The sequence below is a fragment of the Parabacteroides sp. ZJ-118 genome (genome assembly GCF_011038785.1).
Taxonomy (GTDB): domain Bacteria; phylum Bacteroidota; class Bacteroidia; order Bacteroidales; family Tannerellaceae; genus Parabacteroides.
Genome location: NZ_JAAKDT010000041.1, coordinates 1 through 13,446, shown reverse-complemented (window position 1 = coordinate 13,446; position 13,446 = coordinate 1). Strand labels below are relative to the sequence as shown.

The following is a 13,446-nucleotide window of genomic DNA, read 5'->3' as shown; positions in this document are numbered from 1 at the left end:
GGTGTAAGGCTGCGCCTATATCGTTATTTCTTAACGGATAAACAGGAGTTCCCGATACTTCGGCAACGGCCACATTTGGTTGTCTACCATCAGTTCCAGATCATCGATATGGTCACGGATCTCGTCCAAATAAGGGGCTACCGAGTCATGGTAAGCGATCGCCTTTTCCCGCATATCGGTCAAGCGGTTCGCTTTCTTGCGGGCCTCTACCATCTCATCCACTTTCTTGGTCACGGCACAGATATGTCCGGCTATCTTACGAACCAAGCGACGGGGCTCTTCTGACATGTCGTGAAATTCCGGTTCGTCTCCGAATGTCTCTTTCAGCTTCGCTATATTATCCAGCAATACACTCTGGTAACGAACGGCTACTGGGATGATATGATTCAAGGATAGATCTCCTAATACACGAGCCTCGATCTGTATCTTTTTGATATAGACTTCCCATTTTACTTCATTACGTGCTTCCAATTCTTTCCGGGTAAGTACGCCGGTAGATGTGAACATCTCGATCGACTCCGGTTTAAGATAAGCGTCATATTGCAAGGGAACACTGTTTTGACAATCCAGACCTCGCTTGGCGGCCTCCTTTTTCCATTCGTCCGAATAACCGTTCCCGTCGAAACGGATCGGCTTGGATTCCTTGATATAGGCTTTCAATACCTTGAAGATCGCTACTTCTTTGCTTTTCCCTTCCGCTTGTAAAGTCTCTACGTCCTTCTTGAATTGTCGCAATTGATAGGCTACGGCGGAATTCAATGCCAACATAGCCGATCCGCAGTTCACGGAAGAGCCCGGGGCACGGAACTCAAAACGGTTTCCGGTGAAAGCGAAAGGAGAGGTACGGTTACGATCCGTATTGTCCAACAGCAGTTCGGGGATCTGCCCGAAGCCAAGATGCAAACCCTTTTTATCGTCTACCTCGATAGCGTCCTCAATAGAACTATTCTCGAACTTATCCAAGATATCGCTGATTTGCGTCCCGAGGAAAGTGGAGATGATAGCGGGAGGTGCTTCGTTCGCGCCTAGGCGGTGTGCGTTCGTGGCGGAAGCGATACTCGCTTTTAATAAGGCGTTGTATTTATAAACGGCCATGATGGTGTTCACCACGAAAGTGATGAAGCGTAGATTATCCTCACGGTCCTTACCCGGAGAGAATAAATTTATGCCCTTGTCCGTTCCCATAGACCAGTTACAATGTTTACCGGAACCGTTTACCCCGTTGAAAGGTTTCTCGTGCAATAATACACGGAAATTATGACGGCGGGAGACACGTTTCATGACCGACATCAATAATTGGTTATGGTCGTTGGCCAGGTTACATTCCTCGTAAATAGGAGCTAGCTCGAACTGGTTGGGGGCTACCTCGTTATGGCGGGTCTTTACCGGGATTCCCAATTTGTAGCATTCGGTTTCCAAGTCTTTCATGAATTCTTGCACACGAGAGGGGATGGCACCAAAATAGTGGTCGTCTAATTGTTGGTTCTTCGCACTCTCATGTCCGAGCAAGGTACGCTCGGTGAGTGAGAGGTCCGGACGAGCGGAATACAAGTCCTCGTCAACAAGGAAATATTCCTGTTCCCAGCCTAGGTAAGTAATTATCTTATTGACATCCTCATCGAAATACTGGTATACCTCTTTGGCGGCTTCTCCCAATACCTCGATAGAGCGGATCAGCGGGGTCTTATAATCTAGCGCTTCACCGGTATAAGCGATAAATACGGTTGGGATACAAAGTGTGTCATCTACGATAAAAGCGGGAGAGGAAGGGTCCCAAGCGGAGTAGCCGCGGGCCTCGAAGGTATTGCGAAGTCCACCGTTCGGGAAACTGGAGGCATCCGGTTCTTGCTGGACGAGCAACTTGCCGCTGAACTCCTCGATCATGCCACCGTTGCCATCGTGTTCCACAAAAGCGTCATGTTTCTCGGCAGTACCATCGGTAAGCGGTTGAAACCAGTGGGTGTAATGAGTGACCCCTTTTTCCAATGCCCACATACGCATGCCGGCTGCCACATGATTGGCGATTTCCCGGTCGATAGGTATGCCATTGTCAATGGCGTGGGTCAAGGCTTTGTACGTTTCCTTGGAGAGATATTTCTGCATCGCCTTTCGGTTGAAGACATTCTCGCCATAGTACTCAGATACTTTGTGTTCGAGAGTAACGGCTTCCACGGCCTTTCGGTTGGATGCCTTCTCCACTGCATTAAAGCGTGAGATTGACATTGTTGAATTGTTTTATGTGTTTACGACGCGAATGTACGGTAAAAACGGAAAAGCCGAATAAAAAGGGCGGAAGTTTTTTGGCGCACTCCCCGCAGGTCCATCGGACTAAATTCAAATCTGAAAAGAAACTTGGTGAGTTTAATGAAATAACTTACCTTTGCGCTTGTAATGGTTCTACTATTATCAATGTCGCAAATCCGTCGGGATGGAACTTGTCTAACCAATAAAATGTTTTATAATGGAAAAAAACAACTGCGAAAGCTGCCCGCTCAGGGCGAAATACGACCGTGCCCCCAAATCGGTATGGGGGCGCATCTGGCGCTGGCACATCAACTTCTGCCCGGGTTGGAAGGGCTACTTTAAAGGTCTGGTACCCGAGCGGCAGGCAGAGCTACGCAAACAGTACCACTTCACGAAGTATTGATGGGCGCAAAAGCCGGACGGTGCTGCCGGGATGTACACCTGGCACATAGACAAGGAATTCACTTGCGAAACTTAAGCTGCTTTTTTAACGAACTATTGTTATTATTTCTTCGGTCTACAAATATCGAAAACAATCAGAACACCTGATTCCGCAACCACTCCCCCAGAAAGCGGTCGTATATTATATAACCGCAAGAAGTTTGATAGACCAGTTCGTTGTCAAGCAATTTTTTCAATGAGGCTCTGACACTGCTCGCCGCACGGAGTCTGTGTTTGCTGATAAAATCCCCAGCCAGCACCTCTTTGACACAGCCCTCTTGGGCGATGGCTTTCAAAAGACGGACATGACCTGGTGAATATGCTTTCAATAAGTCCGCATACGAATAACTTTGTTCAGAAACAATCTGCTGTACCGCATATGCGACCAGTTCCTCATCCACATGCCGATTATAACCATATAGACGGTTGAGAAGATTCTGAATATACCATGTGTGACCTTCAAACTTGTCGTAAATCGCCTCAAAAACCTCCAGTGGCAGTTGTAAATTGTGCTCTAAAAAATGTCCCGTTGCAAAATCGGCATACTTGTCCCGGTCGATAGCCCCGATAGTAAGCAATTGCGTACTCTGGTAAAACGGTTTCTTTGACGACGTGAACATCTCCTGCATCACGTGCTGCTTACTGCCGGCAAAAATGAAATTGACATTAGGCACAAACTGAATATATGAACGCAACAGTGCTTCCACGCCCTTTTCAGGATATTCAGCAATCTGCTGGAATTCATCAATGGCAATATAGCATCGTTTCTCCGAAGAGCCGAGATAGTCGAATATCTCTTTCAGCGTGGCCTCTTCTTCCGCAGGAGCAACATCTATCGTTACTTTGGGAACGCCTGTCAATTCGTCAAGGGTGAATACCGGGCGACAACTGCGAATAAACTGCCGGATACGGCTCAATGCTTTTTGAGGTACTGTATCCAACTTCCCCAATACAGCATTGGCAAACAAACGCACAAAATCTCCTAATGACTGTGTGGGATATATATCCATATAGATGGTGACAATATCCGGCTCTTCTCCTTTCAGACGGTAAAAAGCATGACGAATCAAACCGGTCTTGCCCATACGGCGCGGAGCGATCAGTGTAATATTACGCCCATTATAAAGCGCATCGAGAATTGTCGCTGTTTCCATCTCACGATCGCAGAAAAACTCCGGACTATGATACCCGGCAATCAAAAAAGGATTATTCGGCCTCATTGCATTGTCATTTTAACGTTGCGTAATTATCGTAACGCAAATATCACAACAAATTCCAGAATAACCAAGAAATCTGCTAAATAATGTGAGTTCGATATAAGCAAATACACCCAATACACATAGAAACCCTGTGCTATATCTTTGGTGAGATATCTTATTATTATTTTTTATCCATATTTTTTACTCCTCAAACTCTAATTTCGGTAATTCTTTCACTATCTCCACTGTTTGCACCGATACATTGATGACGCGCAACAGGAGATTGAAGATGTATTTTTCGTCGTTGTGCTCGCGTGCCCAATCGTTGGGGTCGTTGGGGATGCCGCTTTTCTTGTCGGTTGTTATGGCGTAGCGTTCCATAATCCACTCGATGGCAGACTTGCCGTTTACTACATATTCGTAGGCTTCGGCAGGGATGTTTTCTATGGTAATCCCCTCGTTATAATGGATGATGCTCTTGTCTGCGGTCTTGCTCTCTTTCTTAGCAAAGCGCATCTTTTCCACGTGGTAATTGATGGCTTCGCCTTTGTTTGTGTATGCGCCAAACTGCACGATGCAACCTTTGTAGGGTTCTATGGTCTCGTAGTTCAGGTGCAGTTCGGCAAGCTCGCGACCGGTTTTGCTAAACGCCCAAAAATCTTCTGCTCTTTCCACCAAGGGCAGACGAGGCAATGACTTCTTTAAGTCGGTGGCAAAGGTAGTACGGTAGTCGGGCGAATGGAGGATTCCATATACGTAATAGAATATATCTTCTTTCGTCACTTTATATCCGTATTGCTTTCGTGCCGTACTAAGAATCCAGTCGGTTACTCCGTCTTTGCGTACGTAGCGGTCTATCGGCTTTGCTGAACCTTGGTTGAACAGGTCGGCTATGTTTGATGCGCTATCGTCGTACCAATAGAGGGGGAAACATTGTCCATTGAATTGCATCTGTAAATCTGGAATGCAATCAGTTATTAAAGCAGAGAAATCTTTGCTTGCTCCAACACCGGACACACATATCACCAAATTCTTGTATTCCGGAGTGGGGAAAAGGCGTAAGTTTTGATATAGCATAGCATTGAAATCCCTTTCAAAATACAAATGTTGCTTTACATAAGGCCGATATGTCCCTATAGTAAAACCTTCCTCTTTTATAATGAGGAGAGAACTTTTGAGTAACATTTGCTTCAGATTTCTATTCCAGCTTATCTTATGAGGGTCGGAATCAATCCAACTTTCTATATTTTCAAGTTTAGGGTGTTCTGTCCTATATCGTTCTAATTCTGAATTATAGTTGAGTGCCATTTTATGGCAGTTCTCTTTTAAGTCTTGTTTTGAATAATTATAAGCCCAATCATCTCTCCCCGTAGCAAGTCCTAATGAATATGTTTCAAAAAACGCTTTTTGTCCTTTGGTAAACTTCTTTTCCGGTTCGATAGGCGTAAACAATTTAAACCTCTCATTTCTGTGATTAATCCAGTCACCATGTTCGTTGGGTTCAATAATCGTCCAAGGAATGCGTCCTATGCATCCGAACCTCTTGATGATATTCAGTTTGTCTTCACGGCTTAAATAATCCCCGATATCATGATAGAATATCTTTGCTTTTCCGGCAGATTCTTTTTTCTTTTTCACCAATATCGTTATGGCTATCGGAGTGCGAGAACCAGAACCAAAGATTTTACCTCCTTCTTTACGGGATAATTCTCCGCTGGTCCGTTGGTTCCCTCGTAAATTGAATACATAGATAGAAGAAAATTCTTGTTCAAAGCATTTACGCATGCCATCCATGCCATTTCCATCCAACCAGCCACTATTTGAGACGAATGCAATAATCCCTCCTTCGCTTGGCTTAATTCTATCAGAAGCCCATCGGAATGCTTTAATATAGCTATCGTATAATGCTTTTACAGAAGTTGCACTACTACTGTCAGCATACGTTTTTTCGATGCGCTTTTCTAATATAGGATACTTTTGATTCTGCACATTATCATTGGCAGATTTCTGCCCGACGGAATAGGGCGGATTACCGATAATGACGGTTATGGGCTTCTTCTTTTGTTCGATGACGCGCTTGGAATTTGTCGGGAATTGTTCAGAATACAGGTTTTCTTCGGAGGCCTGTTCTCCTAATTGAAACGTATCGGTGAGGCAAATGCCTTCGAAAGATTTGTACTCCTCATCCTGCATCAAGTCATGGAATACATTTTCTATATTGACCGAGGCGATATAGTATGCCATCAGGACGATTTCGTTGGCATGGATCTCGTGATGATACTTGCGCTGCATGTCTTCTTTGCATATCAGACCGCTTTGCAGCAGACGGGTGATGAACGTGCCGGTGCCGGTAAACGGATCGAGGATATGCACATTCTCATCGCTCAGTGTCCGCCCGAACTCTTTTTCCAAAATGGAGGCTACGGACTGTATGATAAAATCCACCACTTCTACCGGCGTATAAACAATGCCTAACTTTTCCACTGTCTTGGGGGAGGCTACTTTGAAGAATTTGTCGTAAAGTTCCACAATCAACCGTTGGCGGCCTTCGGCATCGGCAATATCACCCACCGTGGTGCGCACGTAGTCGTAGAACTTTTGCAGCCGCTCGTGCTCTGCCTCCGTCTTGGTCTCATCATCCAGCAACGCCAGCATCTTTTGCATGGATTTGGAAACGGCATTGCTCCCCACAAATTCATAGTTTCCGAACAATGCCTCAAATACGGGCATGGCAATGATGTGCTGCGAAAGCATTTCGATGGTCTCCTGCTCCGTGAGATTGGGATTGATGTTCTTGCGCAATCCCTTCATTAATTGCTCAAACGCTTTTCGGTGTTTGCCTTCGTCGGCAATCAGTTCCTGTATGCGCTTGATATGCTCTTCGGCAATTTGTGCGATGTCTCTTGCCCATAATTCCCAGTAGCGTTTGCTGCCTACCTTGGTCACCATCTTGGCATAGAACACATTCTGCAAATCTTCAAATTGAAGGGAAAGTTGTTGCGCCATCCGTTCGGCCGCACTCTCTTTTCTCTCTTCTTTTGATTCAGCCAAACTATCGTCTATGCTGTCACCATCGTGAGGAACACCGCCAAACAAAATATGCTTGGGGCGCTGCTTGGAAAGTTCGATCTTGTTTACTTCGGCATTGAATCGGTCGTCGTGGGCACGCAAGGCATTCAATACAGTCCAGACAACTTTGAAATTGGGATGTCTGCTAAGCACTTCATCACCTTCTACATTTTCGGGTATGACTACCGGGATGATGATGTAACCATATTTCTTGCCTTCGCTCAATCGCATGACACGTCCCACAGACTGAACCACATCTACCTGTGAGTTCTTGGGAGAAACAAATACCACGGCATCCAACGACGGCACATCCACTCCTTCACTCAGGCAACGGGCATTGGTCAGCATCCGGCACTCCGCTTCATTCTCCGGTTGCGCTTTCAGCCACATCAATTCGGCATCGCGTTGGGTGGCAGACATAGTGCCGTCTACATGATGGGCAACGACATCCACTATCAACTTTTTGTCCGCCTCGCTTACGTCCTCCATATAAGCATCCTTGCATTCCGTAAATACTCGTGATGTGAGTTTGGAGTCTTTGATCGTGGAACAGAACGCCACGGCTCGGTGCATGGGCAGAGGGTCGGCTGCCTTAATCAGTCCTTCGTCTCCCAATACCCGTTTGGAAAGGGCATTGATGCAGCCGACGAATTTGGAGGCATCATCCACCGTAATCGTTCCGTCATCATTGGAGATAGCTTCCCGCAAGGCGGGAGTTATGTCCTTATCGCCTACAGCGAGAATCAAAACTTTATAATCAGTCAACAGGTTCTTCTCCACAGCTTCGCCAAACCCGATACGGTAGATTTCATCGCCATAGAGCGAAACGTCATCCATCGAACAGAGAACAGCGTTATTTTCATCCGCCTTTTTCCGGGCTTCATCCGTATAGAGGCGTGGGGTAGCTGTCATATAAATGCGGCGTTTTGCCCGGATAAATTCATTGTCATGCACTTTGACGAAGGCGCTTTCATCCATTCCTTTCAAGGTAACCCCGGTAGTGCGATGAGCTTCGTCGCATATAATCAGGTCGAATATTCCGTATGCATTATTGGTATGTGCCAGCATTTGGGCTTGCGCCTTTGAAATGACTTCAATGGATTGGTAGGTGGAAAAGACAACCGTCATGCCTTGTCGCTTCTGTTGACGGATACTGTTTAATTGGCGAACAATAAAATCCGTATCGGTAGAAGCCGGCAAAGCCAAATCAAGCACGCTTATCGTATTGTCATCGTTCTTAATTTCCTGACGGGAGACTTGCCCGTCGGAGCAAATACAAACTGCATGAATAGGGACAGAGGCTTGCCCTGTCCAAGAACGTAAGGTTTGTCCCAATAAGGCAATGGAAGGGACAAGGAAAAGGACAAGTCCGTTGTTGTCGGTCTCTTTTTCCGCTATTTTAAGCGAGGTAAAAGTCTTTCCTGTGCCGCAAGCCATGATTAATTTTCCACGTTCGTGTGTTTTCAGGTATTCGTGGGTCTTGTCGATGGCTTTTTGTTGATGCTCCTTGATGGTAAAAGGCTTAGGGCGTGATGCTCTACCGTACAGTCCTTTCTCAAGTTGCTCCCAATCAATCTCATCGGCTTCAAGGTCTATCAAGTTTAAACGGGCCACTGGCGGGGTTTGATTCTTGATTGTCAGTTCCGCGACACTGTTCCATTTGTTGGTCGTCGAAATCCAAAGACGCTGAACAAAAGAGGTCGTTTCTCCATCTACTTCAAACATTTTACTCGAAGTGGAAAGAAAAGAATCTACATCCGCTTTATTGATATAACTATCTTCCGCGAAACATTTGCATTGAACAGCCCAATAATCACCGGTGAAAGTTAGTGCAACCAGATCTATTCCTATATCTTTTCCTCCGAATTGCTCTCTGTATGGAAACTCCGACCAAAGCCAGATTGTTTCAAACAGACTTTCATAGATAGGCGTTGTTTTGAGATAGGCTTGCATCAGTCGTTCAAAACGAAAACCTTTGTCACGCTCCGAAAGGGCCTCTTTTCGGAACTTATTTAGTATTTGAGAAAAAGTTGCCATTCTACTTATGGTTATTTATCAGTTCTTTTACATCGATATTCAGTATCGTTGCTATCTCAAACGTGCGACCTCCAAACTGGGCTGCCGTCTGTTAGCTTTATCTCGCACGATATGTTTGCGAAGATATGAAATTATGTGCTATATAAAGAGAAAATGAGGGCGCAGTTTAAAACTTCCGTGGAAATCTCAAAGGTCTGGCACCCGGGCGGCAGGCAGAGCTACGCGAACAGTACCGTAACTATACATGGTTTATTCGTTTGAAAAAGTGTGTCAAGCTGAATATTATTCACTGGGAAAAGTGTAACTTGAAGTCATTCCATATAGACGGGCGTTTCGATGTCATTGCTACAGGTTCTCTTTTAGGAGTGAAAGGGTACGGCAAAAGCAAGAAGAAGAAGGAAGAGGAGGAAGGACAAGATTCTGTCCCCGTAGGGTATGAGACCGTGATTGATATGTACCCGTTGGATTTTGAGGAATTTTTATGGGCAAACGGAATCAGTGATAGGGTCATTGATTCCATTAAATCATGTTTCGAGAACGAAAAGGCTGTTCCTGACGGTATCCACAAGGCAATGATGGAGCTGTTGTACAGATATGTCATTGTCGGAGGTCTGCAGGAAGTGGTGAACTGCTTCCTTGAAACGAAGAATATCGAACTTATATATAAGGTGCAGCGCAACCTTATAGCCGAATACGAGGAGGATATGGTTAAATATGCGGATGATGCGGACAAACCTCGTATACACGAATGTTTTGAGTCTGTTCCAACGCAATTAGCTAAAGAGAACAAGAAATTCCAATATTCCGTAGTCAGGAAAGGAGGAAGGGCTTCACAATATATGGGCAGTATTCAATGGTTAGAAGATGCAGGAATAGTACGTAGGTGCTATAACACACAGATTACGGAACTGCCATTGGAGGGCAATTCCATCAAAGACAGTTTCAAGGTATATACCACAGATATAGGCATTTTAATGGCAATGCTTGATTATGGTACGCAGGCAGATATTTTAAAGGGTAATCTTTTGGGATACAAGGGAGCGATCTTCGAGAATCTGATGGCTGATTTCTTATGCAAGTCAGGACAAAAGCTCTATTACTTCCATAAGGATAGCGGGCTTGAACTGGACTTCTTAGTAAGGTTCAAAAGTGAATGTGTTATTCTTGAGGTCAAAGCAAAGTCGGGAAAGGCAAAAAGCATGACTACGGTTCTTAAAAATAAGGATGTATATCATGTCAATAACGCTATCAAGTTGGGACAATACAATGTAGGGCGTGAGGGAGAGATACTCACCATTCCGCTTTATATGGGATTTCTTATTGAGGACAAGATTGCAGACGTTATCATTCCTGATATTGATTTGAGTTTATTGACTACTATATGATTTATAGAACAATAATAGGGTTAAACTAGAAAGATAAATAGGCTAAATTCTATTTCATAGTTGACCCTCTTGATTTGCCGGAACAAGCCACGCAAGAGTTTAAATAAGTATAGGAATTGAGAATTTTTTCATTTCTTCCATCACATTGTCGCATTGGTTGAATTATAGACAGCCAATCCTTTTACCGTCAACAGATATTTCTGCCGGGGATGACGAGGCTTGTCGGGGTGCTTGTCGGGGTGGAGGCAACCATGCTTTCCGGTGCATTGACTACCATAAGGCGATTCTTCAATTCATTGCTCTCTCCCATCAACAGGTTGCGAAAGAATCGCTCCAGATACACGGGCTCTCTTCTGACCCCTTTTTGTATGTTTTGATAGTTGGCTCTGACCAAAGCATTACGGAAATACCAAGAATGATTGGCAAAAAGGTCGTTTTCGACATTGAATCCCATCGAACGTAAATATTGGATGGTAAATACTGCTGTTGTCCGGGTATTGCCTTCACCAAACGGATGAATCTGCCATAGCCCGGATACGAATTGGCTGATATGGCTGACAATTTGATTGATGTCCAGTCCGGTATAATCAAAAGCCTTTTCTTGTTCAAGGTCATATTCTACGGCTCCGCGAATGTCGGGAGCAGACACATAGAATACGGTATCACCGCGAAGTACCCATTCTTTCTCGCTTTTCTTTCCAATTGAAAGACGGCACCATTGTTTCCGATTTTACGCACATAGTGGATGCGTTTCATCAGGTCTTCACTGTTTATAAATGCCGTAAAGCGTTCGTCGGTGGTGAGCGAAAGCAACGAGGCACGCTCTCCTGTCTGCCATCCTTTCAAACGGTAAACTGTTTTTACCATCGTCTCCAATGCAAGGCGGGCTTGCTGTGTCGAAATCATCGGGTTGACCGCCTGAAATTCTTCTGCCGTGGCACAATACCGATGGATTCTCCCCAGCCCGTCAATCTCTTTTATGATGTCGAAGTTCCTCATGGCTCACTCTTTTATAAATTCCCAATAACCGTATCACTCGCAGTATCATCGGTTGTCTTTTGATACTGTAAGATTCGGCTTTCCAGATTGGCGATATGTTGCGCCATCATTACTTCCTGAATAATGTTGCTGTCTTCATTTTCACGGCTGTCTGCCAAGGCTTGTATGTATTCTCCTTTTGTCTCTTTCGTAACAATGGACGGGATAAGTCCCAACTGCCGTTGCACCATGTTCATCAGCAATCGTGTGGTGCGACCGTTGCCGTCCACCCACGGATGAATGGTGACCAATCGGAAATGGGCTTCAAAACTCAGCCGATAACAGGCTGCCATGTCGTCTTTATCGACAGATGCCAATGCTTTGTTCAGCCACACGCAGAACTCTGCGGTAGCCTTGGGCACTTTTTGAAAAGCCAGATAACTCCGTCCTCCAACGCCGGCACTCACATTGCAAAGGCGTAACTCTCCTTTGGAAGAGTCGAACGTTCCGCCTAATGTGGAATATTCCGTACCGGTACGCCGCATCACCTTGGCAGACAGTTCACACAAGAACTCGACCGTATAGGGTTTGGCAGACTTTGTCCATTTAAAGCCAAAGAGATAAGCATCTTTCAGATCCACATTCATCATCTGCTCCATGAGGTTTTTGCCCTTGGCAGCAATCCCCTCGTCAAACAACAGTTGGTTTTCGACTTCGGTAACGGTCGATCCTTCGATGGCGGTGGAGTGGGTAATCAGCGAATAGAGGTAGAATTTCTCATAATCCACCTGCTGCTCAATCCCCGAAGCGGTATATCGCTTGATGGTCTCTATCAGCTTTTTATCTATCGCTTTCATTGTGCTGTTGTTTTTTAGGAGAAATAATATTGCATTCGTTCTGCCATCAGGGTTTCTGCGTCTTTTAGTTGAAGGCGAAGTAACTACCAAGCACTTTGCGCCTTAATATTCTATCCGAGATACGCTGTTTATACTTTGTCATAACTGATAATCTGAGAAGCAAATTTACCACTTGTATTTTAAACGACCAAACAACACGGACCGGATTTGGTAAATTGAGGTGATTTTGTGGGAGCACTCGGGCATAGCCAAATGTAAGGGTGCAGGAAGTGAACGGAGAAACCGATTCCAATGCCACACTTCGCAAGGGGAAATACCACACTTCGCAAGGGAAAATGCCTCACTTTGCGAGGGGAAATACCACACTTGGAGAGGGCTAAGGTGTGGCATTCCCGGAGACCAAACTGCACGGGTGAAACAACCGCCCTTTCATGCCTTACCGTTCATACCGTCCTGTAAAAATCGCTACATGGATGTGCTTGCCGAGTTTTACGTTCATCCTTTCATGACTGTTTGGAAGTGTTGATATATAGTCGTTTACAGATGAACATACACGGGTATTCCCTCCTTTCAGATCTCCTTTCATACGGAGCGAAAAAGAGCGAATGTGTACTCCTGATTTTGGTTGACTCGTTAGAAATCTCCATTGTCTTAGTTTTTCTGAATATACGAATATAATAGATTAACTAATTCTGATATAGCCTCGTGTCAAAGCGATGAGCAAACAAGTCAATGTCGCGTTGAGGGAGTCCGAGCCTTCGCGCTTCATTTCGCCATGATTTCATTGCTGACTTTACTTCGGCTATAATTATTGCAGCCTTTTCTTTAGATAGCATGTAGTCTCCAGTTGATTCCAAGAGGACATTCAGGTCTGATTCGCTTGTCGAGCGGTTAATCAGCAGGCTTTGATTCTCTGAAAGGGTCGGATTGATGTCGTATGCAGGGGAAAGCTCCCATCCTTTGCGCGTCAGAAGGAAACCATGATTGCGGAAGTGGTCATCTGAGTTGCCGACAATGATGTAGAAAGCTACTCGACGATACAGTTCTTCTAAGTTTTGTTCGACATTGCTTCCATGCCGGATAATGAAATCAACAATATCGGGATAACCAAAGCCGGTTGAGGCGTTGTCGCCATCGGTCAGTCCGAGGAGAGTCAACGCCGATGCAAAATGTATTCGTTTTCCAGTCTCGTTTCGGTCAAATCGTTTTGAGAGCAGTATATGATAATCCTCTCCC

Annotated in this window: 9 protein-coding genes; 2 read left to right on the top strand and 7 right to left on the bottom strand. The window is 45.1% G+C overall.

Annotated elements, in window-relative coordinates:
- Window positions 1-30 precede the first annotated feature (30 nt).
- Window positions 31-2,223 carry a glutamine synthetase III gene (locus tag G7Y39_RS10850; protein ID WP_165157490.1) on the bottom strand — a complete coding sequence of 731 codons (2,193 nt, stop codon included), beginning with the start codon at window positions 2,221-2,223 and terminating at the stop codon, window positions 31-33.
- Window positions 2,224-2,461: 238 nt separating this feature from the next.
- Between G7Y39_RS10850 and G7Y39_RS10845 the strand changes: the two genes are divergently transcribed.
- A complete protein-coding gene (locus G7Y39_RS10845) occupies window positions 2,462-2,647 on the top strand; it encodes a hypothetical protein (RefSeq protein WP_165157489.1) in 186 nt (61 codons plus the stop codon).
- Between the two features lie 133 nt (window positions 2,648-2,780).
- Here the strand turns inward: G7Y39_RS10845 and G7Y39_RS10840 are convergent, their stop codons facing one another.
- Window positions 2,781-3,905, bottom strand: a complete 1,125-nt coding sequence (locus G7Y39_RS10840) for an ATP-binding protein (protein ID WP_165157488.1) — start codon at window positions 3,903-3,905, stop codon at window positions 2,781-2,783.
- 180 nt (window positions 3,906-4,085) lie between these two features.
- Complete coding sequence (locus tag G7Y39_RS10835; protein ID WP_165157487.1) at window positions 4,086-8,990, bottom strand: type ISP restriction/modification enzyme; 4,905 nt, start codon at window positions 8,988-8,990, stop codon at window positions 4,086-4,088.
- 257 nt (window positions 8,991-9,247) lie between these two features.
- On the opposite strand from G7Y39_RS10835, the gene G7Y39_RS10830 reads away from it, so the two are divergent.
- Window positions 9,248-10,375: an ATP-binding protein gene (locus G7Y39_RS10830; RefSeq protein ID WP_241160007.1), complete on the top strand. Its 1,128-nt coding sequence runs from the start codon at window positions 9,248-9,250 to the stop codon at window positions 10,373-10,375.
- 187 nt (window positions 10,376-10,562) lie between these two features.
- On the opposite strand, the gene G7Y39_RS10825 is transcribed toward G7Y39_RS10830, so the two are convergent.
- The 4 genes from G7Y39_RS10825 to G7Y39_RS10810 all read right to left on the bottom strand — a co-directional run.
- Window positions 10,563-11,024, bottom strand: coding sequence for a Fic family protein (locus G7Y39_RS10825; protein WP_370520373.1), 462 nt, complete (start codon window positions 11,022-11,024; stop codon window positions 10,563-10,565).
- Window positions 10,994-11,374, bottom strand: a complete 381-nt coding sequence (locus tag G7Y39_RS10820; RefSeq protein WP_241160006.1) for a hypothetical protein — start codon at window positions 11,372-11,374, stop codon at window positions 10,994-10,996. The genes G7Y39_RS10825 and G7Y39_RS10820 overlap by 31 nt, the downstream gene beginning before the upstream one ends.
- Before the next feature lie 11 nt (window positions 11,375-11,385).
- Window positions 11,386-12,210 carry a Fic family protein gene (locus G7Y39_RS10815; RefSeq protein ID WP_165157486.1) on the bottom strand — a complete coding sequence of 275 codons (825 nt, stop codon included), beginning with the start codon at window positions 12,208-12,210 and terminating at the stop codon, window positions 11,386-11,388.
- A 686-nt stretch (window positions 12,211-12,896) separates the two neighbouring features.
- The coding region (locus tag G7Y39_RS10810) for a type II toxin-antitoxin system HipA family toxin (protein ID WP_165157485.1) at window positions 12,897-13,446 on the bottom strand (550 nt) is incomplete at its 5' end.